Here is a 17,771-nt window from a genome sequence, read left to right as displayed (position 1 = left end):
GCGTGCCTATGCCCCGATTCATGCAACAACCGTATGACGGTTGCGGTTGGTCCAGCCCAGGCGCTAGCTTGCGCGCAACGTATTCAGGAGGAAATCACCATGGATCTCGGCATTCGCGGCAAGAAGGCCATCGTCTGCGCCTCAAGCAAGGGACTTGGAAAAGGTTGCGCCATGGCGCTGGCCGAGGGCGGTGCCGACCTTGTCGTCAACGGCCGCAACGCCGAGCTTCTGGCCAAGACCGCGCAAGAGATCCGCGATAAATTCGGCGTCAAGGTGATCGAAGTTGCCGGCGACGTGTCGAAGCCCGAGGTGCAGAAGGCGCTGCTTGCCGCCTGCCCCGACCCGGACATCCTGGTCAACAACAATGGCGGCCCGCCGCTGCGCGATTTCCGCGAGCTTGATCGCGCCAAGATCCTTGAGGGCGTGACGCAGAACATGGTCACGCCCATCGAGCTCATCCAGGCGGTGATCGACGGCATGGCCAAGCGCGGTTTCGGCCGCATCGTCAACATCACCTCGCTGTCGGTCTATGTGCCGATTCCCGGCCTCGACCTGTCTTCCGGCGCGCGTGCCGGCCTGACGTCGTTTCTGGCCGGCGTGGCGCGCACGGTGATCGACCGCAACGTCACCATCAACAGCCTGCTGCCCGGCAAGCTCGACACCGACCGCCTGCGCGGCCCGCATGAGGCAGGCAGCCCGGAAGACCCGGCCGCGGCCGCCGCGCGCAAGGCCCGCATCAGCGCCGACGTGCCGGCAAAACGTCTCGGCACGCCGGAGGAATTCGGCCAGATCTGCGCCTTCCTCTGTTCGGTCCATGCCGGCTACCTGACCGGCCAGAACATCCCGGTCGATGGCGGCCTCTACGTCAGCGCGTTCTGAGCATCGCCTGAAGCTCCCTAGCCAACCAGCTGGAATCGGTAGATTATTTCCGCTCCGGCATTGTGAAGCGGGAGCCTGCGATTTGCGGTCGCGAAAAATCGCGAGCGCATGCTAAAAGGCTCCAAACCAGTATCGCAGGGAGGGGCCGCAATGGACGGCGAGAACAAGAAACCGGCTCGGTCGGACCTCGACGAGGCCGCCCTCTTCTTCCACAAGTATCCAACGCCGGGAAAGCTCGAGATCCAGGCGACGAAACCGCTCGGCAACCAGCGCGACCTGGCGCTTGCCTATTCGCCCGGCGTGGCGGCGCCCTGCCTGGAGATCCGCGACGATCCGGCCACCGCGGCCGACTACACTGCGCGCGCCAATCTTGTCGGCGTCGTTTCCAACGGCTCGGCCGTGCTTGGGCTCGGCAATATCGGGCCGCTCGCCTCCAAGCCGGTGATGGAAGGCAAGGCGGTGCTGTTCAAGAAATTCGCTGGCATCGACGTCTTCGACATCGAGATCGACGCGCCGGAGATCGAGCGTATGGTCGAGACGGTGGCCGCGCTCGAGCCAACCTTCGGCGGCATCAATCTGGAGGACATCAAGGCGCCGGAATGCTTCGAGGTCGAGGAGCAGTTGAAGGCCCGCATGGGCATCCCGGTTTTCCACGACGACCAGCATGGCACCGCGATCATCGTCGCCGCCGCGGTGCTCAACGGGCTGGAACTGGCCGGCAAGACGATTTCCGACATCAAGATCGTCACCTCCGGCGCGGGCGCCGCCGCGCTTGCCTGCCTCAACCTTCTGGTCTCGCTTGGCGCCAAGGTGGAAAACATCTGGGTCACCGACCGTTTCGGTGTCGCCTACAAGGGCCGCGTCGAGGAGATGGATCGCTGGAAGGACCCTTATGTGAAGGACACCGAGGCGCGCACGCTGGCCGATGTCATTTCCGGCGCCGACGTCTTCCTCGGCCTCTCCGCCGCGGGCGTGCTGAAGCCCGAGCTTTTGCAGCATATGGCTCCGAAGCCGCTGATCCTGGCTTTGGCCAACCCCAATCCCGAGATCATGCCGGAGGTGGCGCGTGCGGCCCGGCCGGACGCCATGATCTGTACCGGCCGCTCCGATTTTCCCAATCAAGTCAACAACGTGCTCTGCTTTCCTTACATCTTCCGCGGCGCGCTCGATTGCGGCGCCAGCGCCATCAACGAGGAGATGAAGATGGCGGCCGTGCGGGCGATCGCCGCCCTTGCCCGCGAGGAGCCTTCCGATGTCGCGGCACGTGCCTATTCCGGCGAGACGCCGATATTCGGTCCCGATTTCCTGATCCCCTCGCCCTTCGATCCGCGCCTTATCTTGCGCATCGCGCCGGCGGTGGCAAAGGCTGCCTGCGACAGCGGCGTCGCGACGCGGCCGATCGCCGACTTCGCCGCCTATATCGACAAGCTCAACCGCTTCGTCTTCCGCTCCGGCCTGGTGATGAAGCCGGTGTTCTCATCCGCAAAGGCGTCGAGCGCCAAGCGCGTCATTTACGCCGAAGGCGAGGACGAGCGCGTGCTGCGCGCGGCCCAGGTGGTGCTGGAGGAAGGCATCGCCGAGCCGATCCTGATCGGCCGCCCGCATGTCATCGAGGTTCGCCTGAAACGCTACGGGCTGCGCATCAGGCCGGGCGTCGATTTCGGCCTGATCAATCCCGAGGACGATCCCCGCTACCGCCACTATGTCGATCTGCTGATCGAGCTCGCCGGCCGGCGCGGCGTGACGACGGAAGCCGCCCGCACCATGGTGCGCACCAACAATACGGTGATCGCGGCGCTCGCGCTGAAGCGTGGCGATGCGGATGCCATGATATGCGGGCTCGAAGGTCGCTTCGAGCGGCATTTGCGCAATGTCTCGCTGATCATCGGGCCGCGCGCCGGCGTCAAGGACCGCGATCTGTCGACGCTCTCCATGCTGATTTCGCAGCGAGGCATCATCTTTCTCACCGACACTTACGTCTCCATCGATCCCACGGCCGAGGAGATCGCGGAGATGACCGTTCTCGCGACGGAGCAGATCAGGCGTTTCGGCATGGAGCCCAAGGCCGCCCTGCTCTCCTTCTCGGATTTCGGTTCGCGCGACGCGCCCAGCGCGCTCAAGATGCGGCAGGCCGCGGCGATCCTGGCGCGCATCGCGCCCGACCTGCAGTGCGACGGCGAGATGCATGCCGATACCGCGCTGTCGGAGCATCTGCGCCAGCGGGTCTATCCGCATTCGCGGCTGAAGGGCGAGGCCAACCTACTGGTCTTCCCGAATCTCGATTCGGCCAACATCACGCTGACGGCGCTGCGCGCCATGATGGACGCGCTGCATGTCGGGCCGATCCTGCTCGGCACCGACAAGCCCGCGCATATATTGACGCCGTCGGTGACCTCGCGCGGCGTGGTCAACATGACCGCGCTGGCCGTCGTCGAGGCGGCGCACAAGGCGCAGGCGCTCGCTCCGATCTGACTATGTTGCTCAGGTTGGCGCGAAGCGGAAATGCCCCGTCCGCCTGAAGACGTAAAGAGTGTCCTCTTCGCGGGCGCCCTGGCCGATATTGTGAATGACCAGCGGCCGCTCCGGCGCCTCGGTCGAGCGGTTGGATGAGATGATGGCGATATGCGTCAGGTTGCCAGGCAGCATCTGTGTGACGAGATCACCCGGCAGGTAGTCGGCGGGATCCTCGCTGACGGCCAGGGAAGCGCCTCGCCGCTCAAAGAACACGGCGAGATTGGGCACGCGGCGGTGGTCGATGTTAGTATCTGTCGATTTCATGCCCCAAGCCTTCGGATAAGCGGCGAAATTGGCCGCCATGTCCTCATGCACCAGCCTTTGCAGGTCGAGGCGAAAGGCGCGGCGATAGGAGCGGATCACGACATCCGTGCACACGCCCCGGTCCTGCGCCACATCGCCGCCCGGGTATCCGATGCGGGTGTAGGTGGGATCGTAGATGGTCGTGACGCCGATCTGGCGACGTGCTGCATCGACCAGTCTCGACTGCCATTCCGGCGCGATGGACTTCTTCCCGGCCATGGCCGGCGGCATCGCCAGACACAGAAGGCCGAACTGCAGTGCGGCTCGACGGGTGATCGGGGTCAATGACTGGCTCCGGCCTTGCTGGACCGGGAGATTTTCAGAGTCGAATACGTCTTTTTTGCACCTCCTTTGTGCAACTTCCATGCAGCTCGAGACTGCGCTCGCCGCTTTGTCAGAAGATCGGTGAGGCCAATCTGGGCCTGGACCGTCTTTGGCTGTAAATTTGAGGGAACGATTAACCGCGAATCCGGTAGCATCCAGACAGACTGGTGAGCTGAGTTTGGGCACATGAATGGCGGAGGGCTGAAGCTGACCCACCTTGTGGCGCTGCTCGCAGCGCTTGAGGGTTCAGCCTTCGCCGTCGATCAATCCCAGGCGGCCTCGCGCACCTGCAGGCAGCTCGAAGCCGAACTCGCCGCGACGCGCGGTGGTGGCGGAGGGCCGGGCCTCGTCCGCAAATATGATGACGCCATCGCGCGCCAGCGCGAGCAGTTGGCAAGAGCCCGCGGCCGGGCAAGCGATGCTGGTTGCGGCTTCACGCTGTTTTCGCGCAATGTCAGCCAATGCGCGGCGATCAATGCCTCGATAGAGCGCATGAACGCCAATCTCGACACGCTTCAGGCCAAGCGCGAGCGGCTTTCCGCCGGCGGCACGCGGCGCGACCGCGGCCGTATCCTGGCGGCGCTTGACGCCAATAACTGCCGCGACGACGAGATCGCGCCGCGACGCGCGCCGCTTCAGGAGGCTTCCCGCGACAATGGCGGCGGCAATCTTTTCGAGCAGCTTTTCGGCCGCCAGGACGAGCAGCTCGAAACACCCGATGCCCCTGATGTGCCAGACGCTTCGGGCGTGCCGCTTGATGATCCGAGCGTGCGCAACATCCGCCGCGTCATCAACCAGCCCGACGGCATGGACCTGCCGCGACTGGGCGGCGAGTTCCGCACCATGTGCGTGCGCACCTGCGACGGATATTTCTTCCCGATGTCCAACGCTGCCTCCGCGGGCGACTTCGAGCGCGACCAGAAGAATTGCGAATCGAGCTGCCCGGGCACCGAGATGCAGGTCTTCTATTCGCGCGGAATGGACGACGATTCGGGGTCGATGACCTCCTCGGTCACCGGTCAACCCTACAGCGAGCTGCCGACCGCCTATCTCTACAAGCAGGCCAATTATTCGCGGCCGCCGAGTTGCGGCTGCAACGCCCAGGCCGGCAATGGCAATTTCACGATCATCGGCGGCAACCCGCCCAATCCCGAACAGTCGCAGCCGGAGGGCGGAGTGGCACCCTTCATCCCGGTGCCGGCGAACAAGCCCGATCCGGGCGCCGATCCCGAAACGCTCGCCAATGCCGAAGGCGGGCTCGACCTGGACGCGATCAAGCGGCTGACCACCAAGGTGCCGGTGTCGCCGGTCTCGGCGCTTCCGCCGGATCAGCGCAAGGTCAGGGTCGTCGGGCCAGCGTTCCTTCCCGACCCATCAGCGGCAATAGATCTGAAAGCTCCGGCCCCGAAGTCCGCCCCGTGAGCGCCAGCCGCAGCGGCATGAACAGCGGCTTGCCCTTGCGCCCCGTCGTTTCCTTGATCTTGCCTGTCCAGTCCTTCCAGACCGTGCCGTTCCAGGGCTCCTCTGGCAGCACGTCGAACGCCTGATTGAGGAAATCGCGGTCCTCGGCGGAAAACTCGGCCGGCTCCTGCGGGCCTTCGCTCAGGATTCGCCACCAGCCGACCGCGTCCGACAGGCGGTCGAGATTGCCGCGCACCGCCAGCCAGAACGCCTCGGCCTTGTCACCGGAAATGCCCAGCACCATCAGCCGGTCGCGCGCTTCCTCGAACGGCATGTGATGCATCAGCGCGCGGTTGAGCACGAAAAGCTCGTCCGGATCGAACTTGGAGGCGGACTTGGAGGTCGCCGCCGGGTCGAAATGGCCGGCAAGCTCGGCGAGGTCATGCGCCGCCGTGACATTTTCCGAGGTGCCGACGAGCACCGCCAGCGAGGCGACCGCCATCGGCTCGATGCCATCCTCGCGCAGGCTCTCGATCGACAGCGCGCCGGTGCGCTTCGACAGCCCCTCGCCCGTGGTCGTGGTGAGCAGATTGTGGTGGCCGAAGACCGGCGGCTCGGCGCCGAGCGCCTTGAAGATCGCGATCTGCACGCCGGTGTTGGTGACATGGTCGTCGCCGCGGATGACATGGCTGACGCCCATCTCGATATCGTCGACCACCGAAGGCAGCGTATAGAGATAGGTGCCGTCCTCGCGCACCAGGACGGGGTCCGACAGCGAGGCGAGATCGACCGTCTCCTCGCCGCGCACCAGGTCGTTCCAATGCACGTCCGTGCGCTCCGGCTGCAGCGGATCGCTGGTGAAATTGGGCAAAAGGAAGCGCCAGTGCGGCTTGCGCCCGTCCGACTGGTATTCGGCCACCTGCTCCGGAGTCAGCGTCAGCGCCTCGCGGCCATAGACCGGCGGCAGGCCGCGCGTGCGGCGCACTTTGCGGCGCAGATCGAGCTCTTCCGGCGTCTCGTAGCAGGCATAGAGCACCCGCGCCGCCTTCAGCCGCTCGACCGCCGCGTCATAGATCTCGAAGCGGCGCGACTGGTACTCGGTGACGTCCGGGAAGATGCCCAGCCAGTGCAGGTCGTAAAGAATGGAATCAGCATATTCCTGCTTCGAGCGGGCAGTGTCGGTGTCGTCGAAGCGCTGGATGAAACGGCCCTTGTTGTTCATGGCGAAAAGCCAGTTGAACAGCGCGGTGCGCGCATTGCCGATATGGATGCGGCCGGTCGGCGAGGGGGCGAAACGTACGGTTACTGTCATGAGCGGGGCGTAGCGGATGCTTTTGGCGTTGACAAGACGCGCCCCCCGCGCAAACGCAACAGATAGTGCAAGCCAGCAAAAATGAAAAGCCACTGGCCCGACACGCTTCGCGGCAGCCTGACAAACCGCGTCAAGTGCCCGGGGACCCGGGCTTCGCATGTCCCCGTTATCCACATATGTGACACACAAGATGTTGGGGTCACAAAACCTACAAAAACGAATCCTTGACGGGTCGGAACGAGTCGCTTTTTATAGGCCATGCGCTCCTGTTGCGGGCGTGACCGGAGAGTTTCGAGGCCGGTCTTTTTTCCCGGATTTTGTGCGTTTTGCCCGAATTTCCGCCTGTTCACGAGGCCGGCGGAAGCGTTGGGATCATTGGGGTTTGGGTGGGCGAAAGGGAGAATTGTCGGCCTGGAAAAAATGATCTGTTAACACTATATTTAGTGTTTGCAGACAGGCTCGACGCTAGATAATGTGAACCTCCCTCTGCGGAGGGAATCGACCAAAGTTTCAGTCTTGAGGGACCCGCGGGTCGGCCGGCAACCTGGGTAAGCGCCTGGAAAGGCGTTTGCTTGTCTGCATGATGGCGCCCGCGACGAGGAGAATGTCGGCGTCGCCTGTGATGCCGGCAAACGGCGGACTGCGCTTTTCGCCATGTGGGGCAGAAATCCCTGGGGAAAGGCGCTATATATAGACACAAAGGGACCGGACCAATGCGCATCGAGCGTCGCTTCACCAAGCCAGACCAGTCAGCTTATGCGGAGATCGAATTCCGCAAGGCTTTGTCCGAGATCAAGAATCCCGACGGCTCGGTGGTGTTCCGCCTCGACAACATCGATGTGCCGGCGCAGTTCAGCCAGGTCGCCGCCGACATCCTGGCCCAAAAATATTTCCGCAAGGCCGGCGTGCCGGCGCGGCTGAAGAAGGTCGAGGAGAACGACGTTCCCTCCTTCCTGTGGCGCTCGATCGCCGACGAGGCCGAACTCGCCAAGCTTCCCGAGGCCGAGCGCTACGGTTCGGAAACCGACGCCCGCCAGGTCTTCGATCGCCTCTCCGGCACCTGGACCTATTGGGGCTGGAAGGGCGGCTACTTCAAGTCGGAGGAGGACGCGCGCGCCTTCCGCGACGAGCTTGCCTATATGCTCGCCACCCAGCGCGTCGCGCCGAACTCGCCGCAATGGTTCAACACCGGCCTGCACTGGGCCTATGGCATCGACGGTCCGAGCCAGGGCCACTTCTATGTCGACCCCTTCACCGGCAAGCTGACCAAGTCGAAGTCGGCCTATGAGCATCCACAGCCGCATGCCTGCTTCATCCAGAGCGTGCAGGACGACCTCGTTAACGAGGGCGGCATCATGGATCTGTGGGTGCGCGAGGCGCGCCTGTTCAAATACGGCTCGGGCACCGGCTCGAACTTCTCGATGCTGCGCGGCGAAGGCGAGAAGCTTTCCGGCGGCGGCCGCTCCTCCGGCCTGATGAGCTTCCTCAAGATCGGCGACCGCGCGGCGGGCGCCATCAAGTCGGGCGGCACGACGCGCCGCGCCGCCAAGATGGTCATCGTCGACGCCGACCATCCCGACATCGAGCAATTCATCGACTGGAAGGTCAATGAGGAGCAGAAGGTCGCCTCGCTGGTGACCGGCTCCAAGATCGTCAAGAAGCACCTCGAAGCCATCATGAAGGCCTGCGTCAATTGCGAAGGCAATGGCGACGATTGCTTCGACCCGGCGCTGAACACCGCGCTGAAGCGCGAGATCAAGGCGGCCAAGAAGGACGCCGTGCCGGAGAACTACATCTACCGCGTCATCCAGTTCGCCAAGCAAGGCTACACGTCGATGTCGTTCAATACCTACGACACCGACTGGGATTCCGACGCCTATCTCACCGTCTCGGGCCAGAACTCCAACAATTCGGTGTCGCTGAAGGACAATTTCCTGCGCGCCGTCGAGGCCGATGGCGACTGGCAGCTCACCGCCCGCAAGGACGGCAAGGTACTGAAGACGCTGAAGGCGCGCGATCTGTGGGAAAAGATCGGCTACGCCGCCTGGGCGTCGGCTGATCCCGGCCTGCACTTCAACACGACGATGAACGACTGGCACACCTGCGCCTCCGCCGGTGCGATCCGGGCCTCCAACCCGTGCTCGGAATACATGTTCCTCGACGACACGGCCTGCAACCTCGCCTCGATCAACCTTCTGCCCTACCGCAGGGAAGACGGCACGATCGACATCGCCGCTTACGAGCACACCGTTCGGCTGTGGACCGTCGTGCTTGAAATCTCGGTGATGATGGCGCAGTTCCCGTCCAAGGAGATCGCCAAGCTTTCCTACGATTACCGCACGCTCGGCCTCGGCTACGCCAATATCGGCGGCCTGCTGATGACCTCGGGCATTCCCTACGACTCCGACGAGGGCCGCGCGATCTGCGCCGCGCTCACCGCCATCATGACCGGCGTCGCCTACTCGACCTCGGCCGAAATGGCTTCCGAGCTCGGCGCCTTCCCGGACTATGACCGCAACGCCCAGAACATGCTGCGCGTCATGCGCAACCATCGCCGCGCCGCCTATGGCGACAAGGACGGCTACGAGAAGCTCGCCGTCAACCCGGTGCCTCTCGTCGCCTCCGACCTGAAGCAGCCGGCTTTGGCCGAGCATGCACGCGCCGCCTGGGACCGCGCCATCGAGCTCGGCGAGGAGCACGGCTACCGCAACGCGCAGGCGACCGTGATCGCGCCGACCGGCACGATCGGCCTGGTCATGGACTGCGACACCACCGGCATCGAGCCCGACTTCGCCTTGGTGAAGTTCAAGAAGCTCGCCGGCGGCGGCTATTTCAAGATCATCAACCGCGCCGTGCCGGAAGCGCTGCGCACACTGGGTTATTCCGAAAGCCAGATCGCCGAGATCGAGGCCTATGCCGTCGGCCACGGCAACCTCAACCAGGCGCCCGGCATCAACCCGTCCTCGCTGAAGGCCAAGGGCTTCACCGACGAGAAGATCGCGGCGCTGAATGCGGCGCTGAAGTCGGCCTTCGACATCAAGTTCGTGTTCAACCAGTGGACGCTGGGCGCCGACTGGGTGAAGGAGACGCTCGGCTTCACCGACGAGCAGCTCAGCGACGTCTCCTTCGAGATGCTGCCGGCGCTGGGCTTCTCCAAGAAGGACATCGACGCCGCCAACATCCATGTCTGCGGTGCGATGACGCTGGAAGGCGCGCCCTTCCTCAAGGCCGAGCACCTGCCGGTGTTCGACTGCGCCAGCCCCTGCGGCAAGATCGGCAAGCGCTCGCTATCGATCCAGAGCCACATCCTGATGATGGCGGCAGCCCAGCCCTTCATCTCGGGCGCCATCTCCAAGACCATCAACATGCCGAACGAGGCGACGGTCGAGGACGCCAAGAGCGCCTACATGCTGTCCTGGAAGCTGGCGCTGAAGGCCAACGCGCTCTATCGCGACGGCTCGAAGCTGTCGCAGCCGCTTAATGCCTCGCTGCTCGCCGATGGCGAGGAGGATGAGGACGAGGCGGTCGAACAGCTGGTCGCGGCACCGGCGGCGCAGCGCGCCGTGCAGGTGACGGAGAAGATCGTCGAGCGCGTCATCGAGCGCCTCTACCGCGATCGCGAAAAGCTGCCGAACCGCCGCAAGGGCTACACGCAGAAGGCGGTTGTCGGCGGCCACAAGGTGTATCTGCGCACCGGCGAGTTCGATGACGGCCGCCTGGGCGAGATCTTCATCGACATGCACAAGGAAGGCGCTGCCTTCCGCGCGATGATGAACAACTTCGCCATCGCGATCTCACTCGGCCTGCAATATGGCGTGCCGCTCGACGAATATGTCGAGGCCTTCACCTTCACCAAGTTCGAGCCGGCCGGCATGGTGCAGGGCAATGACGCGATCAAGAACGCCACGTCGATCCTCGACTACGTGTTCCGCGAGCTTGCCGTCTCCTATCTCGGCCGCCACGACCTCGCCCATGTCGACCAGTCGGACTTCGACAAGACGGCGCTCGGCCGCGGCATCACCGAAGGCAAGGCGACGCCCTTCTCCAAGGGCCTCTATCGCGGCGCCTCGCCGGTGAAGCTGGTGTCGGGCATCGGCAGCGAGCCCAAGGGCTTCGGCGGCTCAACGTCGACGCCTGCCCCTGCCCGCGCCGCGCCGACCGCTTTTGCAGGCTCCAACGTGCTGGCGTTGAAGCCGGCCAGCGACGAGGCGCTCGCCTACAAGCGCGACTATGAGGAGCGCGCCCGGGAACTGGCCGAGGACATGGTGGAAGAAGAAGCCGAGGCCGCCGGCGGCGCCGAGGCGCTGTTCACCGACGCCGCAGCCAACGAAGCGGCCGAGGCGAAGAAGCTCGCCGCGACCCGCCGCCAGCAGTCGCTGCTCCAGGGCTACACCGGCAACGAATGCTCCGAGTGCCACAACTTCACCATGGTCCGGAACGGCACCTGCGAGAAGTGCGACACGTGTGGCTCGACGAGCGGGTGCAGCTGAGAATCTAGATGCCGCCTCGGCTTACGGTCCGCGAAGTCATTCGCATGCTGGAGGCCGACGGTTGGTATCTGGTTGCAACCAAAGGCAGCCATCGCCAATATAAGCATAAAACCAAAGCCGGCCGCGTCACCGTGGCCGGCAAGCCGTCTGAAGAGGTTGCACCAGGCACGCTTAACAGCATCCTCAAGCAGTCCGGCTTAAAGGAGTGATGGCATGCGCTACGCGGTGGTGATCGAAAAAGCCGGAAACAACTTTTCTGCCTATGTGCCGGACCTGCCAGGCTGCATCGCGACAGGTGCAACAGTGCCTGAGGTGGAGAACGAAATCCGCGACGCAATTCGTTTCCACATAGAGGGTCTGCGCGCCGATGGGCTGGAAGTGCCCAAGGCAGTCAGTCTGGCTGAGTATGTTGAGGCATAGCCGACTGACGGGCGCTGCGGCCCGGTAGCGTCGCTTTGCTATGATCGACCACATCACCATCGAAGTCAGCGACCTCGCCAAGAGCAAGCTCTTCTACGAAAAGGCTTTTTCGCCGCTGGGTTATAGCCTCGCCTTCGGCAAGGAGGGCGTCTTCTGGGCCTTCGATGTCGGCAATGGCTGCCTGTTCGAGATCCAGAGCACGGGCGAGACGCCGCCGCTCACTCATCTGCATGTCGCCTTCCGGGTGAAGAGCGAGGCCGAGGTCGACGCGTTCCATCGCGCGGCGCTCGCGGCGGGCGCCGCCGACAATGGCGCGCCGGGGTCGCGCCCGGATTATGCGCCGAACTACTACGCCTGCTTCGTGCTCGATCCCGACGGCTACAACATCGAGGCGATGATCAACGAGGCGTAGTGCGCGATGCCCCCGCAGCTTCGTCATTCCAGGGCGGAGCAAGGAGCGAAGCGACGCGCGCAGACCCTGGAATCCATGCCGTGATGCCGACGACAAGCCTAGCGGTACAGGATCAAGCGCTCGGCAGCGGGGACATTCTCGACCGCAGCGAGCTTCACTCACGTCTCGGCATGGATCCTCGGGTCAAGCCCGAGGATGACGAAGGTGGGGACGCCAAGGGCGCATTGCCGCCCATGCGTTGATGCACGTCAAAGCAACGTTCTCCGCGATCCCTACCATCGCCGCCGTCAGCAATCACGTTGGAGGCGAAGATGGACAAGGAGATCAAGGACAAGATCCAGACGCTGCTGGATCAGCATCGGATCATGACGGTCGCAACGCTCAGGCCAGACGGCTGGCCGCAGGCGACGACCGTGGGCTACGTCAATGACGGCCTCACCCTCTACTTCCTCTGCGGCCTGGACAGCCAGAAGGCGGCGAATATCGCGCGGGACGATCGTCTCTCGCTGACCATCGACCACGACACGCCGCAGGTGATGGAGATCACCGGGCTTTCCATGGCGGCGCGGGCGCAGCCGGTCACCGACAAGGCCGAGGCCGAGAAGGTTCTGCGGATGCTGCCGATGAAATATCCGCCGCAGACCTCGCTGCCCGGCCCGATGCCGACGCCGGACCAGGTCCGTATCTTCCGCGTGATGCCGACAGTGATCTCTGTGCTCGACTACTCGAAGGGTTTCGGTCACACGGATCTGGTCACCTGCTAAGCACGGCACGACGGCCAGGCGATCCAATCGATCGATCGCATGATCCAGATCAAGGCAAAGCCCATCGTTCCCGGTGTTTCCTCGGCTGTTCTTTCCGAGGAGATGGAAATGCCTACAGAGAGCCTAATCGTCGTCACCGCCATTGTCGCCTATTTCGCAACCTTCATGGCCGTGCTCGGCTATGTGACAATGACGGAGTCGCGAATTCTGCCACGGAGGTAGCCGAGGCGATCGGAAGGCGCCTTAGTCCGCGTCGGCCATCATCTGCCCGCCGCCGCCCAGCCAGGCGCGCCATTGCCGCTCATCGCCACGGAAGACGTTGAGGTCGATGCGGCCAGTCACGCCATGCGACAGGCCGGAGCCCGAATACTGCCAGAACAGCCATTTGCGGCCCGGATAGACCTTCGACGGATGCGCCGCCACGGCGCGCAGCCAGAACGGGTAATCCAGGAAGGCGCCGCGAAGATTGTCGCGATAGAAGTCGGGGCTGGTGTAGATGATCGGACGCTGGCCGTAATGACGCTCCAGCTTGTCCATGAACACCTGCATCTTCTCCAGCACCTTTTCGCGCGAGGGCTTGCGCCTGCAGGAGGATTCGCCGTTCCACTCGACGTCGATCACCGGTGGCAGCGCGCCGTCGACCTTCGGCACGTTGCGGATGAACCAGTCGGCCTGCTCGCCGGCGGTGCGGCACCAGTAGAAGAAATGATAGGCGCCGCGCTTCAGCCCGGCGGCGTCGGCGTTGCGCCAGTTCTTCATGAACATCGGATCGAGATGGTCGCCGCCATCGGTCGCCTTGATATAGGCGAAGTTGGCGCCCTGGGCGCGCAGCTTTTCCCAGTTGATATTGCCCTGCCAGCGCGAGACGTCGACGCCATGCACGGCAAGGTGGCGTGGCGAAGAACGGCCGAAATTGATCGGCTTGGCGTCGCGGAAGGCGTAGCGCGTGACCGGGCTGGCGAGCATGGCGGGCGCGGCGCGCGACAGCCGCTTCGGCGGCGAGACGAGCGCTGCCTCCTGCACCGGCGGCTCGACGCTGTCCGGGAGATCGGTCGCCGGGAAGTTCGCGGTCTCCTCCTCGGCAAGGCCGAAGGGGCGCGAGTTCTCGTCGCCAGCGTCAGCGTCCGAACTGGCATTGTCCTCGTCGAGCAGCGGCGCCGGCGGCGTGAAACGCGTCGCGCCCGACATCGAGGCCGTCTCGACGGTTTTTTCCGTCACGGCGGTCCTCACGCCCTTCGACACCGGCGCGCTCGGCCGCACGACCGAGCTCGTCGTCTCGTTGGACGGCAATTGCAAGGCATCGACGCCAGCTGTGGACGAACAGCCGGCAAGGCAGAGCGATGCGAGCACGAAACTGACGCTGAAAATCCGCATCTTGACCTGTACGCAAAACAAAACAGACCGAGGGCAGGAACAGCGCCGCCGGAAACCCCATTCCTAATGAGAAATTACCAACAAAGTTTGAATCAAAATTTACCTTTGGCGCGGCCAGGCGATTCGCAACGCTTGCCGAAGTGCCTCCCAGCTAGCGCCTGAACACGCCGATCATCGGCCCGAGATTCCAGAAATCGTCGTTGCGGCCGATGCCTGGCGCATAGAGGCTCGAAATCGAGCCGTCGAGGAAGAGCGCGTTCGGGCAGCCGAGCTGGTCGCGGAACAGCCGCGCGAATTCGTGGAAGGTCACGACGTCGTCCGAGATCGCGAAGACCGCGACGCCATCGGCGCGCACGCCCACGCCGTCGCGTATCTTGCGCGAGGTGCCGTCCGCATGGAATTTCGGATGCAGCTTGCCGTCGATGACCAGCATCGGCCCGGACTGCGTGGCGTAATCCACGCGCGGCGGACGCTTCAGATAGTCCTTGGTCGCGCGAACACCCGCCTTGCCGGCGCTGAGATAGAAGATGCCGTTTGGCTGCATGGAGAAATTGCCGGTTCCTGATCCGGTCTTCGCCGGCGTGACCTGCTCGCCGCGCTCGACGTAAAGCCCGACCGGCGCGAGGTTCGGGTGATACATGCCGGCATTGATGCCGAACAGCATGCTGCGCCCCGCCGCTTGCTGTGCTTTGCGCAGATTGTGGAGCGACCGGTAGAGTTCGCCATCCTTGTTCTTCCAGAACAGCTCGATGGAAAAATGCTTCGGATCGGCCTCGCAGACCAGATAGGTCGCGTTCTCGAAAGTCTGGTTGCGGCAGGGCGGCAGCGCCGCCAGCCATTGGCCGACGCCCATGCCGGCGCCAACTGCGGCGGGCACCGCCGATTTCACCAGCGTGGCCAGCAGCGGCACAGATTGCAGCAGAGTCACAAGATCCATCAGCGCCCCCGAAGAAATAGCGGATCGCGTGGCGGCCTCTAGGCCAGGCCAGGGTGTGTCGAGATTCAGGTCAGGCCGAGTCGAAAATGGTGGCTTCCGAGAACCGGAGCGGAGCGTACCTAAGTACGTGAGCACCGGAAGCACAGGAAGCCGCCATTTGCAGGCCGGGCCTCACCTGAATATCGACACACCCTAGGTGAGCCAACCGGTCGCCACGCTGATTAGCAGCACCACACCAAGCAGGCCGCGATAGATGACGAACGGCCAGGCGGAGAAGCGTTCGAGCACTCGCATCAGCCCCCAAATGGCGAAGAAGGCCGAGATCGAGGCGACGACGAGGCCGACGGCCAGGACCGACCAGCCATGCGCGTCGAGATGCACCTTGTGCAGTTCATAGAGCTCCTTGAGGCCGGCGAGCGCGATGGCCGGCAAGCCGAGCAGGAAGGAGAGGCGCGCCGCCTCCGGCCGGGCGAAGCCCAAGCCCATGGCCGCCGTCAGCGTCGAGCCCGAGCGCGAGACTCCAGGAATGAGCGCGCCGACCTGGGCGATGCCAACCAAGAGCGCATCGAGGATCGACGCCTGGCGCAGCATAAGCTTATGGCTGGCGAAAATCTCGGCGAGCGCCAAGAGGATGGCCATGGCGATACAGGCCCAGCCGATGACGGCGAGCCCGCGCAGCGGCGAATTGCAGGCGTTGAGCACGCCGGAAAGCGCAAGGCCCGCAATGACGATCGGCACGGTGGCCAGCACGATGCTGATCGCGAGGCGGAAATAGCGGTCGCCGAAATCGCGGCGTGCGATCGCCGAGATCGATCCGAAGAGCACGTCCCTGACATCGCTCCAGAAATAGCTGACCACTGCCGCGAGTGCCGCGAGCTGCATCGCGGCCGAGAAGGCCGATCCGGGATCCTGCCAGCCAAGCACCGCCGGCACGATCCGCATGTGCGCCGTGGACGAGATCGGCAGCAATTCGGTGATGCCTTGCACGATGCCCAGGAACGCCACTTTGGCATAGCCCAGGCCGACAAAGCCGGTGTCCAGTCCTTGAGTGCAGACGTCGGTCATCTCAACCCTTTTCCCTGCGCCCCCGATCCCTGTCGGAGGCAAAAGTGAATCGTCTTCGAAAGCCCCTCTGGAGAGGCTTAGCCTCACGATAGCGTGATTCCAACTCACGGATTTGTAAGGTGCCGCTAATCCTGCTTGACAACAGGCTGCATCATATTATCCTTCGCTAATCTTACACTGTAAGGCATATCGGAGGAGCATGCTATGTCGACCGCCGCCCTCTCGGAACTCGAGCCCCTCGCGCCGCCGGAAACGCACATCCCGGAAATCGCGATCGAGGAGGTATCGCGTGAGATCAGCCGCGCCATCGAGCGCGCCGAAGTCGCGGCATGGCTCGACCTTTACGAGGCGGTGCCCGCCGATTTTGCGGCACGCCAAGGGCTGTCGATCGCGAGCGACGGCGATCTGGTCTGGACCACATGCACGACAATCCCGTTCATCCATTTCAACTGCGTGAAGAATGTCGGCGTCGATGGGCCGGCGACCGAGGAACAGCTCGACGCGCTGCTCGCGCATTATCGCAATGCCGGCATCAGGCGTCCCTGGTTCTACACCAGTCCTCACACCGAGCCGGCGCGGCTGAGATGCTGGCTGGAAGCGCGCGGCCTGCAGCATCAGGGCGGCTGGGAGCGCATCTATCGCGACGCGACGCCGCTGCCGAACGAACCGCTCTTCCCGGGCGATCCGCTGATCCCGGTAGACGATCCAGTGGTCGAGGAGGTCACCTCCAGGACGGCTTCGGAATGGGCATCCTTCATCGATGCCAAATACAGGCTCCCCACCTCGCCCTGGCTCACCGCGCTTGTCGGCCGCAAGGGTTGGCGCCACTACATGCTGAAACGTGGCGGCGCGGTCGCCGCGGTGCGCTCGCTTTTCATCGGCCCTGACGGCGCTGCCTGGAGCGGCATCGACGCGCCGGTACCCGGCATCATGGCGCCGAGCTTCGATCTGGATGCCATGCTCGGAGAAAGGCTGGTTCGCGACGGCATTGCGGCCGGCGCGAAACTGTTTGTCGCCGATATCGAGGCGCCGCTCCCCGACCGCGACGGACCGGCCTATCGCAACTACGACCGGCTCGGCTTCAAGCTCGCCTATTCACGCAGTCACTATAGCTACCTGCCCGCCTATTCGAGCTGATTTCCCGGAATAGCCTCAGCGGTGCAGCCACTGCTTCAGACAGCTTCTTGCCACTATATGCGCAGGCGGCACTGACGCCTGGTCGATGCGGGAATCGTCGCCGGCCCTGTCGCGAGCCTTTTCCAGGAGCAGGCGAAGCTCGGCCGGGCGCACCCGGTCGCGCGCCATCACGAGCTGGACCATCGGGTCGTTCAAAAGCTCGTCCAGGGTGTTGATGCTCTCGCTCATCCGTCGCCTCCTCACTGCCTGCCCGCATGGCGCTTAGATAGGCAGCCAATGATGGCCTGCCAATGACGCTTTGCCGGCTATCTCGTGCACCGGAGATGAAATTTTTGTGCAGCGGCTGCGTCGAAATGAGTCAGGCCAAGGCAAGCCAAGGTATGTTGAGATTCAGGTCAGGCCGAGCCGAAAATGGTGGGTTCCGAGAACCGGAGCGGAG

Annotated in this window: 16 protein-coding genes; 10 read left to right on the top strand and 6 right to left on the bottom strand. The window is 63.9% G+C overall.

Going from position 1 to position 17,771, the window contains the following annotated elements; translation table 11 throughout:
• The first annotated feature begins 99 nt into the window (after positions 1 to 99).
• Both EN862_RS09355 and EN862_RS09350 read left to right on the top strand, forming a co-directional pair.
• The gene (locus tag EN862_RS09355) at positions 100 to 879 is read left to right on the top strand and encodes an SDR family oxidoreductase (RefSeq protein ID WP_127863798.1); all 780 of its coding nucleotides are present in this window, start codon (positions 100 to 102) and stop codon (positions 877 to 879) included.
• A gap of 150 nt (positions 880 to 1,029) precedes the next feature.
• Positions 1,030 to 3,351, top strand: coding sequence for an NADP-dependent malic enzyme (locus tag EN862_RS09350; RefSeq protein WP_127863797.1), 2,322 nt, complete (start codon positions 1,030 to 1,032; stop codon positions 3,349 to 3,351).
• A 9-nt stretch (positions 3,352 to 3,360) separates the two neighbouring features.
• Here EN862_RS09350 and EN862_RS09345 read toward each other — a convergent pair whose 3' ends face one another.
• Entirely contained in the window at positions 3,361 to 3,981 is a 621-nt protein-coding gene (locus EN862_RS09345; RefSeq protein WP_245519531.1) for a DUF1287 domain-containing protein, read from the bottom strand.
• A gap of 225 nt (positions 3,982 to 4,206) precedes the next feature.
• Here EN862_RS09345 and EN862_RS09340 point away from each other — a divergent pair, with 225 nt between their 5' ends.
• Complete coding sequence (locus EN862_RS09340) at positions 4,207 to 5,442, top strand: DUF2865 domain-containing protein (RefSeq protein ID WP_127863796.1); 1,236 nt, start codon at positions 4,207 to 4,209, stop codon at positions 5,440 to 5,442.
• On the opposite strand, the gene gltX is transcribed toward EN862_RS09340, so the two are convergent.
• Positions 5,360 to 6,733, bottom strand: a complete 1,374-nt coding sequence (gltX, locus tag EN862_RS09335; protein ID WP_127863795.1) for a glutamate--tRNA ligase — start codon at positions 6,731 to 6,733, stop codon at positions 5,360 to 5,362. The two genes, EN862_RS09340 and gltX, sit on opposite strands and share 83 nt — an antisense overlap.
• Before the next feature lie 713 nt (positions 6,734 to 7,446).
• Between gltX and EN862_RS09330 the strand changes: the two genes are divergently transcribed.
• The 6 genes from EN862_RS09330 (at position 7,447) to EN862_RS09305 (ending at position 13,041) form a co-directional block, all read left to right on the top strand.
• Positions 7,447 to 11,223, top strand: a complete 3,777-nt coding sequence (locus EN862_RS09330) for a vitamin B12-dependent ribonucleotide reductase (protein WP_127863794.1) — start codon at positions 7,447 to 7,449, stop codon at positions 11,221 to 11,223.
• 8 nt (positions 11,224 to 11,231) lie between these two features.
• The gene (locus EN862_RS09325; protein WP_127863793.1) at positions 11,232 to 11,432 is read left to right on the top strand and encodes a type II toxin-antitoxin system HicA family toxin; all 201 of its coding nucleotides are present in this window, start codon (positions 11,232 to 11,234) and stop codon (positions 11,430 to 11,432) included.
• Positions 11,433 to 11,436: 4 nt separating this feature from the next.
• The gene (locus tag EN862_RS09320) at positions 11,437 to 11,643 is read left to right on the top strand and encodes a type II toxin-antitoxin system HicB family antitoxin (protein ID WP_127863792.1); all 207 of its coding nucleotides are present in this window, start codon (positions 11,437 to 11,439) and stop codon (positions 11,641 to 11,643) included.
• 40 nt (positions 11,644 to 11,683) lie between these two features.
• Positions 11,684 to 12,055, top strand: coding sequence for a VOC family protein (locus EN862_RS09315; RefSeq protein WP_127863791.1), 372 nt, complete (start codon positions 11,684 to 11,686; stop codon positions 12,053 to 12,055).
• 311 nt (positions 12,056 to 12,366) lie between these two features.
• Positions 12,367 to 12,819 (top strand): pyridoxamine 5'-phosphate oxidase family protein, encoded by a 453-nt coding sequence (locus EN862_RS09310; protein ID WP_127863790.1) that lies wholly within the window; start codon positions 12,367 to 12,369, stop codon positions 12,817 to 12,819.
• A 39-nt stretch (positions 12,820 to 12,858) separates the two neighbouring features.
• The gene (locus EN862_RS09305; RefSeq protein ID WP_127863789.1) at positions 12,859 to 13,041 is read left to right on the top strand and encodes a hypothetical protein; all 183 of its coding nucleotides are present in this window, start codon (positions 12,859 to 12,861) and stop codon (positions 13,039 to 13,041) included.
• Between the two features lie 21 nt (positions 13,042 to 13,062).
• Here EN862_RS09305 and EN862_RS09300 read toward each other — a convergent pair whose 3' ends face one another.
• From EN862_RS09300 to EN862_RS09290, 3 genes are all read right to left on the bottom strand, one after another.
• On the bottom strand, positions 13,063 to 14,193 hold the full coding sequence (locus EN862_RS09300; protein ID WP_127863788.1) for a GH25 family lysozyme: 1,131 nt from the start codon (positions 14,191 to 14,193) through the stop codon (positions 13,063 to 13,065).
• Positions 14,194 to 14,344: 151 nt separating this feature from the next.
• Positions 14,345 to 15,130: a phosphodiester glycosidase family protein gene (locus tag EN862_RS09295; RefSeq protein WP_127863787.1), complete on the bottom strand. Its 786-nt coding sequence runs from the start codon at positions 15,128 to 15,130 to the stop codon at positions 14,345 to 14,347.
• A 192-nt stretch (positions 15,131 to 15,322) separates the two neighbouring features.
• Positions 15,323 to 16,195 (bottom strand): undecaprenyl-diphosphate phosphatase, encoded by an 873-nt coding sequence (locus EN862_RS09290; RefSeq protein ID WP_127863786.1) that lies wholly within the window; start codon positions 16,193 to 16,195, stop codon positions 15,323 to 15,325.
• A 204-nt stretch (positions 16,196 to 16,399) separates the two neighbouring features.
• Here EN862_RS09290 and EN862_RS09285 point away from each other — a divergent pair, with 204 nt between their 5' ends.
• Positions 16,400 to 17,332 (top strand): hypothetical protein, encoded by a 933-nt coding sequence (locus EN862_RS09285; protein WP_127863785.1) that lies wholly within the window; start codon positions 16,400 to 16,402, stop codon positions 17,330 to 17,332.
• Positions 17,333 to 17,347: 15 nt separating this feature from the next.
• Here EN862_RS09285 and EN862_RS09280 read toward each other — a convergent pair whose 3' ends face one another.
• Positions 17,348 to 17,560 (bottom strand): hypothetical protein, encoded by a 213-nt coding sequence (locus EN862_RS09280; RefSeq protein ID WP_127863784.1) that lies wholly within the window; start codon positions 17,558 to 17,560, stop codon positions 17,348 to 17,350.
• Positions 17,561 to 17,771: the final 211 nt, after the last annotated feature.

This window comes from Mesorhizobium sp. M2E.F.Ca.ET.219.01.1.1, from assembly GCF_004016445.2.
In the GTDB taxonomy this organism is placed as follows: Bacteria; Pseudomonadota; Alphaproteobacteria; order Rhizobiales; family Rhizobiaceae; genus Mesorhizobium.
Note: the sequence above shows the minus strand (reverse complement) of the source record. Positions and strands in the feature narration are given on the sequence as shown.